17 protein-coding genes are annotated in these 20,714 nt (G+C 75.6%); 5 read left to right on the top strand and 12 right to left on the bottom strand.

The window, feature by feature from the left end; all coding sequences use genetic code 11:
- Window positions 1–21 precede the first annotated feature (21 nt).
- The 8 genes from recD to FHX39_RS12635 all read right to left on the bottom strand — a co-directional run bounded on the left by recD (window position 22) and on the right by FHX39_RS12635 (window position 12,132).
- Window positions 22–1,881, bottom strand: a complete 1,860-nt coding sequence (gene recD, locus FHX39_RS12670; RefSeq protein ID WP_332836811.1) for an exodeoxyribonuclease V subunit alpha — start codon at window positions 1,879–1,881, stop codon at window positions 22–24.
- The gene (locus tag FHX39_RS21790) at window positions 1,878–5,381 is read right to left on the bottom strand and encodes a UvrD-helicase domain-containing protein (RefSeq protein WP_183338940.1); all 3,504 of its coding nucleotides are present in this window, start codon (window positions 5,379–5,381) and stop codon (window positions 1,878–1,880) included. The genes recD and FHX39_RS21790 overlap by 4 nt, the downstream gene beginning before the upstream one ends.
- A complete protein-coding gene (gene recC, locus FHX39_RS12660) occupies window positions 5,378–8,773 on the bottom strand; it encodes an exodeoxyribonuclease V subunit gamma (protein WP_183338939.1) in 3,396 nt (1,131 codons plus the stop codon). The genes FHX39_RS21790 and recC overlap by 4 nt, the downstream gene beginning before the upstream one ends.
- 57 nt (window positions 8,774–8,830) lie before the next feature.
- Entirely contained in the window at window positions 8,831–9,484 is a 654-nt protein-coding gene (locus FHX39_RS12655; RefSeq protein WP_183338937.1) for an HAD hydrolase-like protein, read from the bottom strand.
- Window positions 9,481–9,741: a mycoredoxin gene (locus tag FHX39_RS12650; RefSeq protein ID WP_332836810.1), complete on the bottom strand. Its 261-nt coding sequence runs from the start codon at window positions 9,739–9,741 to the stop codon at window positions 9,481–9,483. Before FHX39_RS12650 ends, FHX39_RS12655 begins: the two co-directional genes overlap by 4 nt.
- A gap of 69 nt (window positions 9,742–9,810) precedes the next feature.
- Window positions 9,811–10,518: a DUF6518 family protein gene (locus FHX39_RS12645; protein ID WP_183338935.1), complete on the bottom strand. Its 708-nt coding sequence runs from the start codon at window positions 10,516–10,518 to the stop codon at window positions 9,811–9,813.
- Between the two features lie 97 nt (window positions 10,519–10,615).
- Window positions 10,616–11,509 carry an LLM class flavin-dependent oxidoreductase gene (locus FHX39_RS12640; protein ID WP_183338933.1) on the bottom strand — a complete coding sequence of 298 codons (894 nt, stop codon included), beginning with the start codon at window positions 11,507–11,509 and terminating at the stop codon, window positions 10,616–10,618.
- Window positions 11,509–12,132 (bottom strand): DinB family protein, encoded by a 624-nt coding sequence (locus tag FHX39_RS12635; protein ID WP_183338931.1) that lies wholly within the window; start codon window positions 12,130–12,132, stop codon window positions 11,509–11,511. The genes FHX39_RS12640 and FHX39_RS12635 overlap by 1 nt, the downstream gene beginning before the upstream one ends.
- Before the next feature lie 83 nt (window positions 12,133–12,215).
- Between FHX39_RS12635 and FHX39_RS12630 the strand changes: the two genes are divergently transcribed.
- The 3 genes from FHX39_RS12630 (at window position 12,216) to FHX39_RS12620 (ending at window position 15,228) form a co-directional block, all read left to right on the top strand.
- Window positions 12,216–14,336 carry an ATP-dependent DNA helicase UvrD2 gene (locus FHX39_RS12630; protein ID WP_332836809.1) on the top strand — a complete coding sequence of 707 codons (2,121 nt, stop codon included), beginning with the start codon at window positions 12,216–12,218 and terminating at the stop codon, window positions 14,334–14,336.
- A 73-nt stretch (window positions 14,337–14,409) separates the two neighbouring features.
- Complete coding sequence (locus tag FHX39_RS12625) at window positions 14,410–14,787, top strand: hypothetical protein (protein ID WP_183338929.1); 378 nt, start codon at window positions 14,410–14,412, stop codon at window positions 14,785–14,787.
- A 105-nt stretch (window positions 14,788–14,892) separates the two neighbouring features.
- Window positions 14,893–15,228 (top strand): WhiB family transcriptional regulator, encoded by a 336-nt coding sequence (locus tag FHX39_RS12620; protein ID WP_183338927.1) that lies wholly within the window; start codon window positions 14,893–14,895, stop codon window positions 15,226–15,228.
- A gap of 155 nt (window positions 15,229–15,383) precedes the next feature.
- Here FHX39_RS12620 and FHX39_RS12615 read toward each other — a convergent pair whose 3' ends face one another.
- The 3 genes from FHX39_RS12615 to FHX39_RS12605 form a co-directional block, all read right to left on the bottom strand.
- Complete coding sequence (locus tag FHX39_RS12615; protein WP_183338925.1) at window positions 15,384–16,772, bottom strand: ABC1 kinase family protein; 1,389 nt, start codon at window positions 16,770–16,772, stop codon at window positions 15,384–15,386.
- A gap of 30 nt (window positions 16,773–16,802) precedes the next feature.
- A complete protein-coding gene (locus tag FHX39_RS12610) occupies window positions 16,803–17,771 on the bottom strand; it encodes a hypothetical protein (protein ID WP_183338923.1) in 969 nt (322 codons plus the stop codon).
- A gap of 112 nt (window positions 17,772–17,883) precedes the next feature.
- The gene (locus tag FHX39_RS12605; protein ID WP_183338921.1) at window positions 17,884–18,048 is read right to left on the bottom strand and encodes a DUF5679 domain-containing protein; all 165 of its coding nucleotides are present in this window, start codon (window positions 18,046–18,048) and stop codon (window positions 17,884–17,886) included.
- Window positions 18,049–18,543: 495 nt separating this feature from the next.
- On the opposite strand from FHX39_RS12605, the gene FHX39_RS12600 reads away from it, so the two are divergent.
- Window positions 18,544–19,131, top strand: a complete 588-nt coding sequence (locus FHX39_RS12600) for a M48 metallopeptidase family protein (protein WP_332836808.1) — start codon at window positions 18,544–18,546, stop codon at window positions 19,129–19,131.
- Window positions 19,128–19,754, top strand: coding sequence for a glycosyltransferase family protein (locus tag FHX39_RS12595; RefSeq protein WP_183338918.1), 627 nt, complete (start codon window positions 19,128–19,130; stop codon window positions 19,752–19,754). The genes FHX39_RS12600 and FHX39_RS12595 overlap by 4 nt, the downstream gene beginning before the upstream one ends.
- Before the next feature lie 16 nt (window positions 19,755–19,770).
- On the opposite strand, the gene FHX39_RS12590 is transcribed toward FHX39_RS12595, so the two are convergent.
- The gene (locus FHX39_RS12590; protein ID WP_332836807.1) at window positions 19,771–20,679 is read right to left on the bottom strand and encodes an EamA family transporter; all 909 of its coding nucleotides are present in this window, start codon (window positions 20,677–20,679) and stop codon (window positions 19,771–19,773) included.
- Between the last annotated feature and the right edge of the window lie 35 nt (window positions 20,680–20,714).

The following is a 20,714-nucleotide window of genomic DNA, read 5'->3' as shown; positions in this document are numbered from 1 at the left end:
GGTCGTCGGAGCGCGGGCACCTCACGCCATCCGCTGCCGCAGGCCGCTGGCCCGGTTGGCGGGGCGGTCGACCGCGGCGCGGACGGCGTCCTCGCCGCCGAGCAGCAGCACGCGGGTCGTGGCCCGGGTGACGGCGGTGTAGAGCAGCTCGCGGGTCAGCAGCGGCGACTCGGGCGGCGGCAGCACGAGGGTCACGGCGGCGAACTGGCTGCCCTGTGCCTTGTGCACGGTCATCGCGTGGACCGTCTGGACCGCGTCGAGCCGGACGGGTGGGAAGAGCGCCGGGCCGGTGGCGCGCGCGAACGCGGCGCGGATCCCGACCGGCGTCCGCACGACCACGCCGGTGTCGCCGTTCCACAGGTCGAGGTCGCGGTCGTTGGCGGTGACGAGCAGCGGACGGCCGAGCGAGGTGTCGCCGTCCACGCCGTAGCCCGGGACGGCGGAGGCGAGCCAGTGCTCGGCCTCGACGTTCCACCGCGTGACCCCGTACGGCCCGCGGCGGTGGGCGCAGAGCAGGCGGTGCTGCTCGACCGCGGTCAGGGCCGCGCCGATCTCCCCGTCGGTGGCGGCGGCCAGCGCGGCGGCCGCGCTGGTGCGCAGGGTGCGGGCCAGCTCCCCGAGGCCACCGCCGGTCGCGGTCAGACCGGCGCCGGCGTCCAGGTCGGCGAGCGTGACGTCGGCCCGGCCGCTCGTGAGCAGCTCCACGGCACGGTCCGCGTCGCCGGTCCGGATCGCGTCCGCGAGCTCGGCGATGCCGCCCTTGAAGCGCCAGTTGTGCGTCAGCCGCACCACGGAACGTTGCGCCGGTCCGGTGATGTCGGCGAGCACCGCGCCGGCCTCGACCGACGACAGCTGGTCGGGGTCGCCGACGAGGACGAGACGGGCGTCCGGGCGGACGGCCTCCAGCAGCCGGGCCATCAGCGTCAGCGACACCATCGACATCTCGTCGACGACGACCACGTCGTGCGGGAGCGGGTTGCTGGCGTCGTGACGGAAGCGGCTCTTGGAGTCGGGCCGCCAGCCCAGCAGGCGGTGCAGCGTGGACGCCTCCAGCGCACCGACGCGGTCACGGTCCTCGGCGGGCAGCCCCTCGGCCGCGGTCGTCACCGCCTCCTGCAGGCGGGCGGCGGCCTTGCCGGTCGGCGCGGCGAGCGCGACCCGGAGCGGAGGCCCCGGCTGGCCCCGCAGCAGAGCGAGGAGCCGGGCCACGGTCGTCGTCTTCCCGGTCCCGGGACCTCCGGCGAGCACGGTCACCCACCGGCGGGCGCTGGCCTCGGCGGCCTCGCGCTGGTGGTCGGCCGTCCCGGCGGGCGCGGCCGCGGGCGGGAACAGACGGTCGAGGTCGGCGGTCAGGGCCGCCGCGTCGACCGAGGGCGGTGCCGCCGCGGAACGCTGCTCCAGCGCCTCGCGGACCGACTCCTCCTGCTGCCAGTAGCGCTCGAGGTAGAGCAGCGTGCCCGACAGCCGCAGCGGGCGGGCCGCGCCGACGTCGTCGGGCTCGGCCACCAGGCGGCTGCCGCGGACGGCGTCGATCCAGCCGGTCGTCTCGGGCCAGGGCAGCTCGGGCGCCGCCTCCGCGGCGGCGGCCGTGCCGGGACCGAGCCGGGGGACGGCGCCGGGCAGCAGGGCGTCGTCGTCCGGCAGGTCGATCGCCGTCGCGGTGGTCAGGTCGAGGCAGACCGAGCCGCTCTGCAGCGCGCGGACGGTCAGGGCGACCGCGAGCAGCACCCGCTCGTCGCGCTCGCCGCCGATGCGGGCGAGGGCCTCGGCGGTGTGCACGTCGGCCAGGTCGAGCACCCCCGCCCGGTGGAACCGTTCCAGCAGCGGCGACCGCACCCGGACGGCGGTCAGGACGTTCCGCTCGTTCGTCGTGACGCTCACGCTCCCACCTCCGTACGCCCGGCCAGCAGCTCGGACAGGCCCAGTACCAGCGACGACGGCGGCCGCCAGCTGAAGACCCCGGCCGGCACCCCGTCGACCTCGGGCGTCTCTGGCCCCGCCATGCCGCGCACGAAGAGGTAGAGCACGCCGCCGAGGTGCACGTCCGGGTCGTAGCCCGGCTGGCGCCAGCGCAGCATCCGGTGCAGCGCGACCGCGTAGAGCAGCGCCTGCAACGGGTAGTGCGCGGCCATCATCGCCTCTGGGAGGGCGGCCGGGGCATACGCGCGCAGCGTCAGCGGGCTGCCGTCGAAGCGGCCGAGCCAGTTCGTCTTGTAGTCGACGACGAGGTGGCGGGCGGGCCCGTCGGGGGTGTCACGGATGCGGAGCACCGCGTCGATGCTGCCGGTGAGGTAGCCGCGCAGGGGCTGTTCCGCGAGCACGGGCGCGCTCAGGCGGTCCGCGTACGGGGCCAGCGGGTCGCCGTCGGGGACGTGGCGGCGCAGCAGGGGCGCGACGTCGCCGAGCCGGACGTCGGCGGCGACGGGGTCGTCCCCGCCGGCCAGGGGCAGCTCGAAGACGAGCTCGGTCAGCCGGTCCGCCCGCGGGACGTCCGTCAGCGTCCGCCCGCCCGCCAACGGTCCGAGCGAGGTGCCGCAGACGGGGAGGAGGCCCTCGGCGAGCTGGTCGGCGGTCATGCCGGCGCTGCCCGTGCGGGCGATGACGGCAGCGCACGCGCTGCGCAGGCTCGCGGCCAGGTCACCCGCACCCGGGTCGAGGTCCTCGAGCACGGCATGGACCGCCGTGCCGAAGTCGGCGCCGCTGGGCAGGCCCGCCATCGGCGACACCGCGTCCCAGGGGTCCGGCTCGCCGGCGGCCGCGGGGGGCGGCCCGGCCGTCGCGCTCGACGGGCGGTCGGCGTCCCACTCCGCCTCGGCGTCGACCTCCGTGCCGGCGGTCTCGCCGGGCGTCTCGTCGTCCTCGCGGCCGGCCTCGGGCTCGCTGCCGACCCCGGGCCCGGAGAGGTCCAGCCCGTGCGCGGCGGCGGTCAGGGAGGAGTACGAGGTGCGGCGCCACGCCAGGTCCAGCGCCCGGTCGAAGGTGCGGACGCGCAGCGGCCCGTCCTGCCCGTCGCCGACGGACAGCTCCGCCGGCTCCCGGTCGACCTCGAGCGGCTCGACCCGCACGTGCGGACCGAGGTCGCGCCCCGACCGCGGGTCGCCCAGCTCGAGCGCGTAGCGCGGCTCGGGCACCCCGCCCCCGGAGCGAAGCACCCGCTGCAGCGCCGAGGCCGGCACGGTGTACGAGGGCGTCCACCAGGTGACGACCTGGCACTGGGCCCGGGTGAGGGCGACGTAGAAGAGGCGCAGGTCCTCCGACGCGTCCTCGGCCTGGTGGCGGGCGAAGCGGTCGGGTCGTCCCGGGGCCCAGCTCCCGCCGACGTCGAGCACGAGACCGGCCCGGCTCGCGTCGCCGGGGACGCCCGGGTGCAGCAGCAGGGTCGCGCCCTTCTTGTCGTCCGACACCCAGCGGTCACCCGCGTCCGGGAGGTAGACGATCGGGTACTGCAGGCCCTTGCTGCGGTGGACCGTGACCACGGTGACCTGGTGGCCCTCCGCGTCGAGGCGGCGGGAGCCCTCCACGCCGGAGTCGCGGTGCGCGTCGGCCACCCGGTCGGTGAACCACTCGAGCAGCGCTCCCGGCCCGAGACGGTCGCGCGTCGTCGCGTCGTGCAGCAGCTCGGCCAGGTGGCGCAGGTCGGTGAGCCGCCGGGCGCCGCCGGTGTGCCCGAGCAGGCGTGCCGCGACGTCGCGGTCGCGGGTCACGGACTCCATGAGCGCGGCAACACCCCGCGCCTGGAGGACCCGCCGCCAGCCGCGGACCTGCAGCGTCACGTCGATCATCGCGTCGTCGTCCGCCCGGGCCAGCTCGACGACCGACCAGCCGAAGAAGCACGTCAGGGTGGCGGCGCGCACGTGGGCCTGGGTGGGGGTGTCGAGCGCGAGCAGGAGCGTCGCCCAGTCCTGCGCGGCCTCGGACACGAAGACGGACCGGTCCGCCCGCACGACCGCGGGCACGTGCGCGGCGACGAGCGCGGCGCGGACGTCCTCCGCCGCCCGGTTGGTCCGCACCAGGACCGCGACGTCGCGGGCGTCGACCCGCCGGGGGCCGTCGCCGAGGTCGATCCGGGTGCCGGAGGCGAGCAGCCGGGTGACGTCGGCGACCAGGTCGCGGGTGACGCGCCGGCGGACGTAGCGCACGGGATCGACCTTCACGGGCTTCGTGGCGTCGGCGTCGTACGGGGCCACCCGCAGCCGGACGGGAGCCGTCAGCCCCGGGTCGCCGCTCAGCCGGTCGACCCGATGGGCAGCGCGGACCGGGTCGACCACGATGTCGCGCTCGCCCAGGGCCAGCCCGCCGAGCAGGTGCTCGAAGGCGGCGACGAGCGAGGGGTCGCTGCGGTGGTTCGTCGGCAGCGTCTGCACCGTGGTCCCCGGGGCATCGCGTGCGTCGAGGTAGCAGTGCACGTCGGCGCCGCGGAAGCCGTAGATCGCCTGCTTGGGGTCGCCGATCAGCACCATCCGGGTACGTCCGGCGAAAGCTGCGCGCAGGATGTCCCACTGCACCGGGTCGGTGTCCTGGAACTCGTCGACCAGCACGACCTCGTAGCGCTCGCGCAGCCGGGCGGCCGCGGCCGCCCCGTGGCGGGGGTCGGTGAGGCTGGTCCGGAGCCGGACGAGCAGGTCGTCGTAGGTGAACGTCTGCGTCGCCCGCATGCGCCGCTCCACCTCGGCCCGGACGGTCCGGGCGTACGCCACCCGCTCGCCCGGGTCGCCCCGGGCGGCGCTCGGGTCGTCGTCGGGGTCCGGCACGAGCGGCGCCCCCACGGAGCGGCACGCCTCGCGGGCCACGGCCTGCGCGTCGGCGAGCGTCTTCCAGGGCGACCGGCCGCGGTCGGCGTAGCGCTGCAGGTAGGTGTCGGAGGCCACCTCGTCGACGAGGTCGTCGACCTGGTCCACGACGGTCGCGTGCGGCTCCGCGTCGCCCAGCACGCCCAGGCCGTCGAGCGCCTGCAGGCAGAACTCGTGCGTCGTCGCGATGGTGGCCTCGTCGAAGTCACGCAGCGCGGTCACGACCAGGGAGCGGCGCACGGCTCGCTCGTCGGGGTCGACCGCCTGCAGCAGCGCGTCGACCGGGTCCGTCGCCACGGGTGCGTCGGGCGCGAGGGCCCGGTCGAGCCCGACCAGCCGGTCGCGGACGCGGGTGCGCAGCTCGGTGGTCGCCATGCGTCCGAACGTGATCAGCAGGAGCCGGGGGAGCGGGACCCGCTCCTCGACCACGAACCGCGCGGTCAGCGCCGCGAGCGCGTACGTCTTGCCCGTCCCGGCGCTCGCCTCGAGCACGGTCGTGCCCTCCGGGAGCGGTCCGCAGACGTCGAAGGCGGGCCAGCGTCGCCCGTCGGCGGTCGGGGCCGCGGAGGCGCGAAGCGTGTCGGTGCTCATCGGCCCTGCACCCGGATCAGCGGCACGAACACCCGGCGCGCGACGCTGGCGAAGCGGCTCTCCCCGTCGCGGTCCGGACGTCCCTCGCCGGGCCGCGCGGGCTCGGCCATCAGCGTGTCGAGGTCGGCACCGACCCCGAGGACCCGCTCCCACAGCGGGTCGCGGTCGCGGCCCCACTGGTCCTCGACCCGCTTGAGCTCGTCGGGCAGCTGGTCGCGCGAGTCCAGCAGCGCGTACTCGTACGACGCGAGCGGCGCGAACGGGAGGAGCGTGCGCAGGCCGGCGCCCTGCAGGTCGACGAGGTCGGTGAGCACGAGGCGGGCGAACTCCGGCGTCACCGGCCCGAGCTCGAGCTGGCCCTTGCGCCCGACGACGACGGTGCGCCACTCGCGCTCGGGCCGGCTGGCGCTGAGCGCGAGCAGCTCGACCCACGCCTGCAGCCGGTGCTTCGCCGACGGCCGGGAGAACAGGACCCGGACCGCGGTATCGCCGCGCACGCCGTCGACGCTGCCGGTCAGCCGGACCGGCCCGAGGTCGAGGAGGACGTCGACCCGCTCGGCGGGACGCTCCGTCCACGGGGCCGCAGAGGCGGCCACCGTGCCGACCTCCGTGCGCAGGTCGCCGACCACCCGGGTGCCGAGCTCGCGGGGCGGCACCGACCCGCGCCGCCACTCCGCGGCCGACAGCGCGTCGAGGTCGGCCCCGCGCAGGTGGGCCTGGAGCATCCGGTCACCGATGGCCCAGCGCTGCAGTCCGTCCAGCTCGACGGGGATCTGCTCGTCCTCCGCCTCGTCGCGCCCGCCGTCGCTGAGCCCGGCCCGGGCGCGCAGCAGCGCGCGCACGGGGTGGTGGAAGAAGCGGTAGAGCTCGGTGAGCTCGACGGAACGGTCGGCGGGCAGCGGCTCGAGCAGCACCCCGGCGTACGGGGTCGGCGCGGGCCGAGGCTGGCCGCGCTGCGCCCGGGCCCCCCGCAGCGCGGCGCGGTCGAAGCTGAACGGCTCGTCCGATGCTCCGTCGGTGGCTCCGTCGCCGACGGCGAAGTTCCTTCGCCCGAACGGCTGCAGCGCGTGGTGGACGGTCAGGTGCTGGCGGACCGGCCGGCCGTCGGTCGTCCGCGCCGATGCGTCGAGCGTCTCGAGCAGCGCCTCGACCGGTACGGCGGGGCGCAGGTCGCTCCCGGTGCGGGGGTCGACCGCGGAGTGGAGGACGACCAGGGTCTCGCGGGCCGCGCAGACCGCGTCGAGGAACAGCTGCCTGTCCTCGCCGCGCGGGTCCGGGTCGCCGACCCGGCGGCCGGCGGCGGTCAGGTCGTCGCCGTCCGGGGTCACCCGCCGCGGGAACGCGCCGTCGTCCAGGCCGAGCAGGCAGACGACCCGGTGCGGCACCGCCCGCATGGGCAGCAGGCTGGCCACGGTCAGCGTGCCCGTGCGGAAGTTCGCCCGGCCCGCCCGGCCGCGGAACGCGTCCGCCAGCAGGGCCCGGACCTCGGTCAACGACAGCGTGCTGGCCCCGGCGGCCGCGCCCGCGCGCTCCTCCAGCCGGGCGAGCTCGCCGTACGCGTGCGCGTGCTGCCAGCGGTCGGCCGGCTTGACGTCGGTGAGCTCCTCGACGACCTCGCGGCACAGCGTCAGCCAGTCGGGCAGGGTCTTCGGGGTCGCGCAGGCGTCGCTCAGCCCCCGCACCCGGCTGAGCAGCTCGGCCAGCCGTCCGACGAGCCCGACGTCGTCGGACGCCACGTCGTCGAGCGGCAGCACGGTGCCGATGAAGCGGGCGTCGCTCTCGTCCATCGCGACCCCGAGCAGCAGCCGGTCGAGCCCGGCGGCCCAGGTGTTCTGCGCGAAGCCCTCCATGCCGAACCGGGCCCGGTGGCCGGCGTCGAGCCCCCAGCGCACGCCCGTCTGCGGCAGCAGCTCGTGCAGGCGCTCGAGGTCGTCCTCCCCGAGGCGGAACCGGGTCGCCACGGGGGTCGCCGCCGCGAGGTCGAGCAGGGCCGACAGCGTCACCCGGGCGTCGGCGAGGTCGAGCAGGCGTCCGACGGTGGCGAGGACCGGGTTGAGCTGGCGCAGCGAACGGTCGGCCAGGCGCACGCGCAGGCGGTGGCCGGGGTGCTCGGGCCGCCCGGAGCCGTCCTCCTCGCTGTCGAGGCCGAAGGTGGCGGCGACCAGCGGTGCGTACGCCTCGACGTCCGGGCACATCACCACGACGTCACGAGGCTGGAGGGTCTCGTCGTCGGCGAGCAGGCCCAGCAGCACCTCGCGCAGGACCTCGACCTGGCGGTGGGGCCCGGCGCAGGCGTGCACCTGGACGCTGCGGTCGTCCGGCGCGAGCAGGTGGTCGCGCGACGGTGCGCGGTCGGCCGCGACGTCGGCCTGCAGGCGGGTCAGCAGGGTCTCGGGCCCGGTGTCGAGCGCGGGGTGGTGCTCGTCGACGAGGGTCGCCCCGACGCTCGCAGCACCGACCTCGAGCCGGACCTGGAGCTCGCGGAGGTCGCGGCCGAGGTAGGCCAGCAGCGGGTGGTGGACGACGTCCGCAGAGGGGTCGTCCGCGCGCAGCGGGAGCACCGGACCTGCGGGCTGCGGCAGTCGGGACACCGCATCCCACGCGGCCGGTGACGGGTGCGGCAGCCAGAGGTGGACGTCGCGGCGGACGCCGAGGGCCAGCAGCACGTCGAGGTGGCGCGGGTCGAGACGCGTGGCGCCGAAGACCGACAGCCGCTCGGGCAGGTCGCTCGCCGAGCCCGAGAGGTCGCCGTCGCGGAGCCGCTCGACGTCGCGGCGGAGCCGGGTCACGGGGTCCGGGCCGCCGATGTGGTCCCGCAGCCGGCGCCAGAGCTCCGGCTGCCAGGCCCGGTCCGACGCCAGGGGTACCCCGTCCGGTCCCAGGTCGCGGCCGGCGGCCCAGTCCTCGAGCATCGCCGGGCGGTCGGCGGCGTAGCGCGCGAACAGCCCCGCGACCCGCCGGGCCGTGCTCCAGCGCCGCGAGCGCCGGGTGTCCTCCGGGTCGTCGGCTGCTCCGTCACCGAGGTCCGTGGCCGGGCCGAGGTGGTCGGCGAGCACCGCCGCCCACGGCTCAGCGACGGCGGTCTCGAGGACGGCGAGCAGCGGCCACACGGCGCGCGACGGGACCCACGGGTCGTCCGTGCCGGAGCGGCCGAGCGCCTCCGCCACGAAGCGGGCGGGGGAGGGGAAGTCCACCCCGGCGCAGACACCGTCGTCCCCGGGACCGGCACCGAGGGTGTGGGCGAGGCGCTGTGCGATCCAGCGCTCCACGCCCGGGGTGGGGACGCAGACGACCTCGGTGGCGAACGGGTCGGCCAGCGGGACGGCGAGCACCCGGCCGAGGGCGCCGACGAGGACGTCGGCCCGTTCGGCGCGGTGCAGGTGGAGGCTCATGGTCCGGCCCACCCTAGGGCGGCCCACCGACAGAACCCGTGGTTCCGCCGATGGTCGTCAGGACAGCAGCAGGTCGGCCAGCTGGCGGGGGTGCTCGAGGAGCACGTCCGCGCCGGCGCTCTCGAGCTCGGCCCGGCTGCCGTAGCCCCACAGCACGCCGACGGTCCGGGTACCGACGGCACGTCCTGCCGCGACGTCAGAACGCCGGTCGCCGATCATCACCGCGTCGGCGGGGTCGACGCCGCCCATCAGCTCGAGCGTCTCGGCCAGCGTCTCGGCCTTCGACGGCTGGTCCTCGCCCAGGCCGTTCACCACGCCGAAGAAGCGGGTCAGCCCGTGCGCCTCGAGAGTGGCGCGCGCCGTGTCGGTGCGCTTGGCCGTCGCGGTGCCGAGGGGGTGCCGCGCGGCGAGGGTGGTCAGCGCCTCGACCACCCCGTCGTAGACGGTGGCCTGCTGCAGTCCCTCGCGGAAGTAGAAGGTGCGGTACGCGGCGATCGCCTCGGCCAGGCGGCCCGCCGGCACGCCCAGCGCGGGGAGCAGGTCCACCAGCGGTGGTCCCAGGTCGGAGCGCAGGGTCGCGTCGTCGGGCGGCGTGACGCCCACGGCCCGCAGCGCGTGCCCGAACCCGGCGACGATCCCGTCGGCCGAGTCGAGGAGCGTCCCGTCGATGTCGAGCACGACGGCCCGCAGCCCCGGCCGGGCGACGCTCACGCCAGCTTGTCCTGGACCTGCCGCGCCGAGGGGTTCGTCAGCGTGGAGCCGTCGGCGAACCAGACGGTCGGGACCGTCTCGTTGCCGCCGTTGGCCTTCTGGACCAGCGCGGCACCGTCCGGGACCTCCTCGATGTTGATCTCGTCGTACGCGACGCCGGCCCGGTCGAGCTGGGACTTGAGGCGCTTGCAGTAGCCGCACCACGTCGTGGTGAAGATCGTGGGACGGTCGGCGGTCGGTGCGTTCAGCGTGCTCACAAGGGCGTCAACCGGGTCGTCGCGGCCCGTATTCCGCGGCGCGACCGGCGCCCCCGTCAGCGCGGACCGTCAGAGCAGCCCGTACGTCCGGAGCGTGCTGATCGCGAGGGCGCCCAGCAGGGCGAGGCCCAGGGCGATCACCGAGCCGATGATCCGCTGACGGGCGGAGCGACCGGCCAGGACCGCGACGAGCGCCGCCAGCACCAGCAGCACGACCGCCGTCTGGGCGAGGTCGTGGCGGTAGGCGACGTCGCCGCCCGCGTCCGAGAGCCGCGTGAGGTCGAGCCACGCCTCGGCCAGCAGCACCGCGACCGCGGCGGCCGTGCCGACCGGTCCGCGCCACGGGTGGGCCGACCGGGCCCAGGCGCCGGCAGTGCCGAACACGGCACCTGCCGCCACCGCGAGGGCCAGCCAGAGCAGGGCGGAGCCGTTGGTCAGGGTCGAGACGTCGTCACCGAGCGCGACCACGGCGGTGGCGTAGTAGCCCTCGACCGCGAGCAGCAGGGTGAGGACGCCGGCGACGGCGGGCCACCAGCGACCGCGGATCCGGTCGGACCACCCGACGGCGAAGGCGACGAGCGCCCAGGCCGCCGGGGAGTTGGCCAGGTTGGCGAAGGGGTATGGCAGCACGTGCTGCAGCAGCAGGTCGAGCGGGCCGAGCACCAGGCCGACGACCACGGGCACCAGCACCGAGGTCCACCTCGACCGGGGTCGGCGCGTGGGCTGGTGGTCGACGGAACCGGCCGCAGCGGTGGGGACGGGGGTGAGGGTCTGCACGCACCACAGCCTCGGGGAGCGGGGACGCCCGCGCATCGCCCCGGGGTCCCCTCCCACGGGATCCACCGTCAGACCGGGGTCTCACGTCGCGCGGACGTCAGAACGTGCGCACCTCGGGCAGCCGGGCCGCGACCGCCTCGACGAGGGCGGGGTCGCCGGCCATCGGACCGTCGGGTCGGGGCCAGGCGAGCACCGCGTCGGTGTAGCCGAGCGCGGCCGCACGCCCGAGCGCGTCCACGACCTGCTCCGCCGAGCCGAAGTCCGCCGTACGCGCCTCGAGGTTGAGGTAGCGCGTGAAGCCCTCCGGCAGCGGCGGCCCCGCGGCGGTCCGGTCCTCGGTGGCGCGGGCGAAGCGGGCGGCCTTGTCCGCCGCGGCCGCCCACCAGTCCTCGGCGTCGGCGTCGGGCGGCGCCCCGGTCGTGGTGACCCAGCCGTCGCCCTGCTCCAGGGCCAGCCGCATGCCCTTCGGTCCGTTCGCGGCGACGACGAACGGCGGGTGCGGCCGCTGGACGCAGGCGGGGACCGTCCGGGCCTCGTCGACGGTGTACCAGTCGCCCGACCAGCTGGTCCTCGGCTGGCTCAGGACCGAGCCGAGCACCTCGACGAACTCGGCGAACCGCGCGTGCCGGCGCCCCGGGCTGAGCGCAGGCTCACCGAGCATCGTCGCGTCGTAGCCGTCCGTGCCGGCCCCGAGCCCGACGTTCAACCGGCCGTCGGAGAGGTGGTCGAGCGTCATCAGCTCCTTGGCGAACGGGACCGGGTGGCGGAAGTTCGGCGTCGCGACCCACGTCCCGACCCTCAGCGTGCTCGTCGACAGCGCGGCGGCGGTGAGGGTCGGCACGGTCGCGAACCAGGGCGAGTCGGCCAGCGAGCGCCAGGCGAGGTGGTCGAAGGTCCAGGCGTGGTCGTAGCCGTACGCCTCGACCGCACGCCAGCGCTCCCGGTCGGTCGACCAGCCCAGCTCCGGCAGCAGCGTGATCCCGACGCGCATCAACGGTCTCCGGCCCGACGCGCGGCCCGCTCGACCCGGTGGTGGTACGCGGTCCACCAGTCCGCGTCGTTGTCGGGCAGGTTGCTGACGCCCGCCCGCATGCCGGCGGCGCCGTCGACCAGCTCGCGGACGAGGTCGGCCTGCCCGGCGTGCCGGCTCGTCTCGGCGACGACGTGGGCGAGCACGCGGTGCAGAGTCGGCTCGCGACGCTCGGCGGGCCACCAGGGCACCAGGCCGATTTCGTCGAGCGGCAACGCCTCGACCGTGGCGTCCGAGTGCGCCCAGACCCGGCGGTAGAGGGCCACCAGGTCGGCCGTCGACTCCTCGGGGGTGGCCCACATGTCGGCGTTGTCCTCGGCCGCGTCGCTCGCCCAGCGCGGCAGGTCGGGGAACGGGCGCCCGAACGTCGCCCCGAGGTAGCCCGCCTCGGTGCCGGCGGTGTGCTTGACCAGGCCGAGCAGGTTGGTGCCGGTCGGCACCAGCGGGCGGCGGACGTCGTACTCCGACAGCCCCTCGAGCTTCCACAGCAGGTCCTCGCGGGCCCGCTGCAGGTACTCGCGCAGGTCGGCCTTGGCCCGGTCGTCGGGGCTGTTCTCGGGGTTGTGCTCGGCGGTCGTCGTCACGGTGTGACTGTGTCAGAGCGCACCGACACCTGGCGACGTCGAGCGTTCGATTCCTGTCGGTGGTGGCGGCTACGGTGTTCGACGTGCCAGGAACGGACCCGGAGGAGCTGCTCGCCGGGCTCGACCCCGAGCAGCGCGAGGTCGCGACGGCGTTGCGCGGCCCCGTCGCCGTCATCGCGGGGGCGGGGACCGGCAAGACCCGTGCCATCACGCACCGGATCGCGTACGGCGTGGCCACCGGGGTCTACCGACCCACGTCCGTGCTGGCCGTCACCTTCACGACGCGCGCCGCCGGCGAGCTCCGCGGCCGGCTCCAGCAGCTCGGCGCCCACGGCGTGCAGGCCCGGACGTTCCACTCCGCCGCGCTCCGCCAGCTGCAGTACTTCTGGCCCCGGGCGTACGGCAGCGACGTCCCGTCGGTGCTGGACAACCGGATGTCGCTGGTGGCGGAGTCCGCCGGCCGGCTGCGCGTCCGCGTCGACACCGCCCGGCTGCGGGACCTCGTCTCCGAGATCGGCTGGGCCAAGGTCAGCAACGTCCGGCCCGAGGACTACGCCCGGCTCGCGGAGCAGCACCACCGCAGCGTCGCCACGATCGAGCCCGACATGGTCGCGCGGATCTTCACCGGCTACGAGGAGGCGAAGCGCGACCGCGGCCGCATCGACTTCGAGGACATCCTGCTGTGCACCGCCGCGCTGATCTCCGACCACCCCGACGTCGCCGAGCAGGTCCGCCGGACCTACCGCCACCTGGTCGTGGACGAGTACCAGGACGTCAGCCCGCTGCAGGAGGCGCTGCTCACGCTGTGGCGCGGCGACAGCCAGGAGATCTGCGTCGTCGGCGACCCGGCCCAGACCATCCACTCCTTCGCCGGGGCGCAGCCGTCCTTCCTGACGGGCTTCCCCCGGCGGTTCAGCGACGCCACGGTGGTCAAGCTGGTCCGTGACTACCGCTCCACCCCTCAGGTCGTCGGCTGTGCCAACGCGGTGATGTCGGTCGCGGGCGCCTCGTCGCTCAAGCTGGTCGCCCAGCGCCCGGACGGGCCGCAGGTGAGCTTCGTCGAGTCGTCGGACGAGGCGTCGGAGGCGTCCGGCGTCGCCGAGTGGGTCGAGGCCCAGCACGCGGCGGGCGTCGAGTACCGCGACCTGGCCGTCCTCTACCGGATCAACGCCCAGTCGCCGCCGTTGGAGCAGGCGCTGGCCGAGCGCGGCATCCCCTACCTGGTCCGCAGCGGGGAGCGCTTCTACGAGCGGCCCGAGGTGCGCCAGACCCTCGTGACGCTGCGGACGCAGCTCCGCGCCGCGGAGAGCGAGGGCGGCTCGGCCCTGGACCAGTTCAAGGCCCTGCTCGGCGCACTCGGCTGGACGGAGAAGTCCCCGGAGAGCGCCGGCGCGGTCCGCGAGCGGTGGGAGTCGCTCGCCGCCCTGCTCAGCGTGGCCGAGGACCTGGCCGCCGCCCGGACCGCCGCCGGGCTGCCGCTCACGCTCGCCGAGGTGTCGGCCGAGCTCGACCGCCGGGCGGAGGCGCAGCACGTCCCCGTCGCCCAGGGCGTGACCGTGTCGACGCTGCACTCGGCCAAGGGCCTGGAGTGGGAGGGCGTCGCGCTGCTCGGCGTGCACGAGGGGACGCTGCCGTTCGTCCTGGCCACGACGCCGGAGGAGGTCACCGAGGAGCGGCGGCTGCTCTACGTCGGCATGACCCGCGCCATGAGCCTGCTGCGCGTCTCCTGGTCGCGCACCCGCAACGGCGGCGGCAACGTGCGCAAGCCGTCGCGGTTCCTCGACCCGGTGCTCCCCGCCTCGTACAAGGGATCGGCAGCGAACGGGGTCGGCTCCAGCTCGGCCGCCCGCAAGGGCCGGGGGCGCGGGGCCGTGCTGTCCGTGCACTGCCGCTCCTGCGGCAAGGGGCTGAACGACGCCGCCGAGCGCAAGCTCGGCCGGCACACCGACTGCCCGTCGACCTTCGACGAGGTCACGCTCGACCTGCTGCGGGAGTGGCGCCGTCAGGAAGCCGCCTCGGCGAGCCTGCCCGCGTACTGCGTCTTCACCGACGCCACGCTGGTCGCCATCGCGGAGGCCCGGCCGCGCAGCGACCTCGACCTGTTCCGGGTGCAGGGCATCGGCAAGCTCAAGGTCGACAAGTACGGCGAGCAGGTGCTGTCGGTCCTCGCGGCCGGCGAGGAGCGGGCGAGCGCCGCCTCCTGAGCGGGCGCGGCGAGGTTCTTCGGAACTCTCCCGTTAATTCCGTTGCGGCCCCACGCGGCCGCGCCCTACTGTGATGCACGAACTCCAGGGACGTGCCCGCACGCCCCTGACCGAGATCGCCTCGTACCAGCAGCACTCGCACCCCGGGAAGGGGGAACGCCAGGTGTCCATCCTCATCGACATGCCGGCCGCGCTCGTCGCGTCGCCGCGCCCGTGCGCCCCCCTCGCTGGTGCGCGCCTGCGTGCGGATGACGCCCAGCCCCGCCTCACGAGCCCGATGACGGCCGCCGCCCCCATGGCGTGGCGTCACCTGACCGGCTCCGAGAAGCGGGCCTTCGCCGCCGCCGAGCACCAGCCCCAGGACGGACGCACCGCCTTTGCCGGCGGCACGTACGTCACCACCAACCACTCGACCCGTTCGGGACCACCGACCTCCAGACCGCCGGCGTAACAGCGCCGACCGCCTCCAGGCCGTGACTCCCAGAACACCGGGAATCACGGCCTTCGTGCTTTCCGGCCCCTGGAGCAGCACGCTCCGTGAACAAGGAAGGCCGACATGAGCCTCGCAGTCGGACTCGCGGCACTCGTCACCCCGCCCAGCGGTGTGACGTTCGCCGAGCTGCCCTGCCGGCTGAACGACCCGGAGCTGTTCTTCGCCGAGTCCCCCGCCGACGTGGAGACGGCGAAGGCGCTCTGCCTGGACTGCCCGATCCGGACCGCGTGCCTCGACGGGGCGCTCGACCGGCGGGAGCCCTGGGGTGTCTGGGGTGGCGAGCTGTTCATCGCCGGTGTCGTGGTCGCGCGCAAGCGGCCGCGGGGCCGGCCCCGCAAGAACCCGGTGGAGCCGGCCGCTCCCGCCGTCCCCGCCCGCAGGGGCGAGGTGGCGGCGTGAGCGCCGGGGTGCCGGGCGAGGACTCCGGGCTGAACCTGGGCGTACGGCTCTTCCACGTCGTCCGTCTCTGGCTCGGTGCTGTGCTGTCGCCGGACGAGGAGTGAGCCGGGGCAGGAGGTGAGGGCGGCGGACGGGAGGTCCGCCGCCCTCGTGCGTCAGTCCGCGTAGCCGGGCAGGAGCTCCCGGAGCACGGCGTTGAACGGCGCGCGGGCGTTCAGCTGGGCCAGCACGGCGAGGCCGCCGAGCCAGACCCGGTGGATCAGCAGGTACTCCGGGGGCAGGTTGATCTTGGTCGCCACCCCGTTGTTGGCGCGGATGTCACGGACCCGGACGAACTGCTCGCGCATCCAGTCGCGGGTGAACTCGAACTCGGGCACGGCAGCCGGCTCGACGAACGGGGCGAGGTAGTCGAGCACGTCCTGGGCGTCGACGTCGCTCACGATGAAGCCCTCGGCCCGCAGCTGCTCGGCGGTCTGGGCCGCGTCGGCGTTCTCGGCGACGTGCAGGATCCGGCCCATCGCCGGCGGGAGGCCGTCGGGGAAGCGGGCCACGAGGCCGAAGTCGATGACGCCCAGCCGACCGTCGGGCAGCACCTTGAAGTTGCCGGGGTGCGGGTCGGCGTGGAGAAGCCCGACCCGCGCGGGGGCGGCGAACAGGAACCGGACGTACGCGAGCCCGATCCGGTTGCGGTCCTCCTGCGGCATCTCGAAGGCGGAGTTGAGCGACTTGCCCTCGACCCACTCCGAGACCATCACCTTGCTGGTCGAGGCCAGGACCGCCGGCACGAAGAACTCGGCGTCGCCGGCGAACCCCTCGGCGGCCTGGGCCTGGGCGGCCGCCTCGAGGGTGTAGTCGAGCTCCTCGCTCACCCGGGCCGTCAGCTCGTCGACCAGGGGTCCGATGTCCATGCCGCCGGCCAGGGGAGCCATGACCTTCGACATCCGGCCGATCTGGCGGAGGTCGGAGCGCAGGGCGGCATCGGCGCCCGGGTACTGCACCTTGACCGCGACGGGCCGGCCGTCGGCCCAGACGGCCCGATGGACCTGGCCGATCGAGGCCGCCGCGGCGGGCTGGGCGGAGAAGGAGCTGAAGCTGTCGCGCCACTGCGGGCCCAGCTCGCGGGCCAGCACGGCGTGCACGCGGGAGGTCGGCATCGGCGGCGCGGAGTCCTGCAGCCGGGCGAGCTGCTGCCGGTAGGGGCCGGCGATGTCGTCGGGAAGGACGGCCTCGAACAGGCTCAGCGCCTGCCCCACCTTCATCGCGCCGCCCTTGAGCTCGCCGAGCACCTTGAACAGCTGCTCGGCGGCCTTCTGCTGGAGCTGGTCGCTCACCTGCTCGGCGGGGGCACCACCGATCCGCCGCCCGAGCCCGAGGGCGGAGCGTCCGGCGAAGCCGAGGGGGAGCGAGGCCAGCCGCGCGCTGCGCCGGAACCCGCCCCGCGCGATGCGGTCGTCGTCCTTCTCGGCCTGGGCGTCGGTCCGCCCCGGCCGGGGGCGCCGGGCCCCGCGGGCGCGCTCGGGCACGGCGGGGGAGTCGTCGGGCATGGACCCCATTCTTCTCTCCGGCACCAACCGTCAGCCAGGGTCCGGCGCGGACCTGGCGTCGCCCCAGCGGCACGGGCACTCGGGGTGCACGGGCCAGGGGCGCAGGCGCAGGGTGTGCTGGCCGGCGCCGAGCTCGAGCGTGCGGCCGAGCGTCTCCGCGCCCTCCCCGGCGACGAAGGCCAGCGCCTGCACGGCGGCGGTGACGGCCGCCCAGGCGAGCAGGGTCGGTGCGGGCCGCATCCGGAGGCGGGTGAGCTGCTCGAGCAGCCAGGGCCAGCGTGGGTCGGCGTCGCGCCGGGCCAGGTCGGCGCAGCGCACGCACGAGGTCGTCCCGGGCACCACGAGCGGACCGACGACGGCCTCATCCCCGCTGCACCGGACGAGGAGGTGCGGTGCGCCGACCTCGCGCAGGAGGTCGGTGACGAGCCGGTCGGGCTCGGGGCCGTCCGCGACCACGACCGTGAGCGCGACGGCATCGCCCTCGGGGTGGACGAAGTGGCGGGTGCGCCGGACGCGGACGCCGGTCCGGTCGTCGGCGAGGGACGCCACCAGGAGGTCGAGCGGGTCGGGGCGGTCGGGGTCGGGGCGGCGCTGGCGGCGCCCTCGCGACGACCCGGGCTCGGGCCTGACGTGCTCGGGGAGGTCGGCCAGGTAGACGGTGGAGAAGCCCGCGCTGACGAGCTCCTGAGCCGTACGGCTGCCGAGCGGGCCCACGCCCACGACGCGGACGGCTGCGGTCGTGGCGGGCGGTCGGAGGAGGTGGGCGTCGGCGAGGGCGACGAGGAGGTCGGGGACGGCCTGCGGCCCGAGCCCGAGCTCGACCGCGGTCTCGTCGAGGTGGTGCGGTGGCGCGCCGACGGCGAGGTCGCGGACCACCCGGTCGTACGACGCGGGGACGACCACGCAGGGCTCGACGCCGATCTGCAGCTCGCTGTCGCTGCGGCGCAGCACCATCGCGTGGGGCGCCAGACGGACACTCAGGTCCCCGGTGCCGTCCACCCGTCCAGTCTGGGGTCAGCCGACGGTCCGGAGCCGCTATCCACAGGCCTCTCGGACCCAGGACACGAACGACGTCCGCCGACCCGTGGGGCCGGCGGACGTCGGGCGTCGGTCAGGCCTTGCCGAGGATGCGGTTGAGGTTCGTCCCGCACACCGGGCACTTGGCCTTCGCCATGCGCGTGCCCTTGTCGTTCACGTGCACGTCGCCGGTGGCCTCGCGCTTCTCCTTGCACTTCACGCAGTAGAACTCACCGCTGTACGTCTCGGTCTCGGCCATCTCTTCTCCTCGTTCGACGGTGGACGACTCTCGTCATCATGCCGGGCTGAGCCTGCGGCAGGCCCGACGGAACCCGGTCAGCGTAGCGGCAGGCTCAGGGCGAAGACCCGCCACGCCACGCCGTGCCGCCGCTCAGGACCGCCCGGGACCGGCGTCCGGGACGGGTGCGGACAGCACGAGGCCCTCGCCGCCGGACCGTGCCCGCCTTCCCCTGCGAGCGACCCGACGAGGCGAGGGCCTCGTGCCGAGGAACGCTAGGGGTCCTGCGCAGCACCCGTCAAACGGCGGTCGGCGTGTTCTGTCCACTGCCTGTGGACAACTCTGTGGACGACGTGTGGCCAGAAGGTGGACGGGGCCCCGCCCCCGGGGCGTCCCCGGCCGTTGGCGTGCTGTTCACCTGTGGAAACCACCGGTGCGGTGGTCCGTCCGAACTTTTTTCCCGGGCCGGGACGGCGCGAGTCCGACGACGGCTCCGGGGCGGGTGAAGATGGAGCGGTGGAGCACGCGACGGGACCGACGGGGGAGCGCACGCCGGTCGTCGAGGTGCGGCGCAGCCGGCGGCGGCGGCGTACGGTCACGGCCTACCGCGAGGGGCAGACCGTCGTCGTCCTCGTCCCGGCGACGATGTCGCGGGCCGACGAACGGCGTCACGTCGAGGCCTTGGTCGCGCGGTTGCTCGCCCGCGAGGCCCGGGACGGGGCCCCGGTCGGCGACGACGCGCTCGTGGCCCGGGCCCTCGAGCTCGGCCGCCGCCACCTCGCCCCGCAGCTCGGGTCCGCGCCCGTCCCGACCCGCGTGACCTGGGTGGGCAACCAGCGCCGCCGGTGGGGCTCGTGCACCCCGGCCGAGGGAACGATCCGGCTGTCGGACCGGCTGCGTCCGATGCCGGCGTACGTGCGCGACTACGTCCTGCTGCACGAGCTGGTCCACCTCGTCGAGGCGAACCACACCCCCCGCTTCCACGCGCTGGTCGCCGCCTATCCGGACGCCGAGCGGGCCCGCGGCTACCTGGAGGGCTACGCCGCCGCGGCCCGGCTCGAGACCGACCCGGGCCTCGACGGCGACGAGGGGGTCGACGCGTGAGCGCGGCTCCCGAGGACGCCGCGGAACGTCGTCGCCTGGTCCTGGTGCTGGCCCGGTACGACGCGGCCGGTGCGGCGCCTCCGGGCGTGGACCCCGCGGCGTTCGCCCACGCCTGCCTCGCCGACACCTACGAGGTGGCGGCCGACCTGGTCGGGGCGCGCTCCGGTCTGGTCGGCCCCGCCGCGCTGGACGCGCTGCTCTGGCCCGGCTCCCTCCGCCTCGAGGAGCGGGGGCTGCGTGACCTGCTCGCCGCCTGCGCCGAGGAGGCCGACGAGGTCGTCCTCGTCCCGGCGGACGCGCCCGACCTCCCCGGGCTGGCGCTGGCCAAGCAGCTGAAGGTGCTGCACCGCGCCGACGTGGCCGTCGCCCCCGAGTGGGGCGGCCCGGGTTGTGTCGCCCTGGGCTTCCGCCTGCCCGTCGCGGCCTGGCTCCCGCTCGAGGACCTCGACCTCGATCTCGACCCGACGTCGACCCTGAGGGCCGTCGCACCCTCGCCCGCGCTGGTCGAGGTCACCCCCCAGTGGCACCGGCTCCGCGGTGCGGCCGGTGTCCACCGGCTCGACCCGGCCCTCGAGGGCTGGGAGGAGACCCGCGCGCTGCTGTCGGCGCGCGTCCGCCCCTGAGGTCCGGACCTCTCGGTCAGGCCGGCCGCGGACGACGCGTCCGGGTCCCGGCGACGACCACGGCCACGACGTTGGCCAGCACCACCAGGCCGATGCCCGTCCACGCGTGGACCTCGAGCACCTGACCCAGCACCACCAGGCCGACGACGGCGGCGAGCGCCGGGTTGACGCTCATGAACACCCCGAAGAAGCGCGTCGAGATCCGGCGCAGCGAGACGAGGTCGGCCGCGTACGGGATGGCGGAGCAGAGCAGGCCGACGGCGACGCAGTAGAGCAGCGGCAGCCCGACGAGGCGGCCGTGCAGGACGAGGAGCACCACCACGGGCAGGTAGCCCAGCGCCGACAGCGTGGTCGCCGCGGCCGTGGCCTGCAGGCCGGGCAGGCGGCGCCCGACCAGCCGGTTGAGCACGATGTACGCCGCCCAGCAGGCCGCCGCCAGCAGCGCGAGGCCCACGCCGAGCCAGTCCGTCGCGGGCCCGGGCAGCACGAGGACGTACACCCCGACGCCGGCGACCACCGCGCAGACCAGGTCGGTCACGGTCCGGGAGCCGACCAGCGCGACCGCGAGCGGCCCGAGGAACTCGAGCGTCGCGGCGAGGCCGAGGTCGATCCGGCTGAAGGCCGAGTAGAGGCTGAGGTTCATGGTCGCGAAGACCAGGGCCAGCAGCAGGGTGGGCCACCACTGCGCCCAGGTGAAGCGGCGGAAGGGCGGCCGGGCGATCGGGAGCAGGACGGCGGCCGCCACGAGCTGGCGGACGGCGACCACCCCGGGCACCCCGACGGCCGCGTACGCGAAGGTACCGACAGCCGCACCGACCTGCGCGGAGGCAGCGCTGCCGGTCATGGTCAGCGTGCCGCGGAGCAGCCCGGAACGTTCCCCGCCCGGTGCCGCGGGGACGATCAGCTCCGGCTCGAGCGAGGTCACCGACGCAGTCTCGGACCGCGTGCCACGGGCACGAA

Origin of the sequence: Microlunatus antarcticus, from assembly GCF_014193425.1 — a bacterium.
Lineage (GTDB): Bacteria > Actinomycetota > Actinomycetes > Propionibacteriales > Propionibacteriaceae > Microlunatus > Microlunatus antarcticus.
This window is presented reverse-complemented; position numbering and strand designations above follow the sequence as displayed.

Excerpts from the sequence above, each read along its gene's own strand:
- FHX39_RS12625 (WP_183338929.1), top strand. The coding sequence starts at position 14,410 with ATGCACGAACTCCAGGGACGTGCCCGCACGCCCCTGACCGAGATCGCC.
- FHX39_RS12615 (WP_183338925.1), bottom strand. The coding sequence starts at position 16,772 with ATGCCCGACGACTCCCCCGCCGTGCCCGAGCGCGCCCGCGGGGCCCGG.
- FHX39_RS12605 (WP_183338921.1), bottom strand. The coding sequence starts at position 18,048 with ATGGCCGAGACCGAGACGTACAGCGGTGAGTTCTACTGCGTGAAGTGC.
- recC (WP_183338939.1), bottom strand. The coding sequence starts at position 8,773 with ATGAGCCTCCACCTGCACCGCGCCGAACGGGCCGACGTCCTCGTCGGC.
- FHX39_RS21790 (WP_183338940.1), bottom strand. The coding sequence starts at position 5,381 with ATGAGCACCGACACGCTTCGCGCCTCCGCGGCCCCGACCGCCGACGGG.
- FHX39_RS12620 (WP_183338927.1), top strand. The coding sequence starts at position 14,893 with ATGAGCCTCGCAGTCGGACTCGCGGCACTCGTCACCCCGCCCAGCGGT.
- FHX39_RS12640 (WP_183338933.1), bottom strand. The coding sequence starts at position 11,509 with ATGCGCGTCGGGATCACGCTGCTGCCGGAGCTGGGCTGGTCGACCGAC.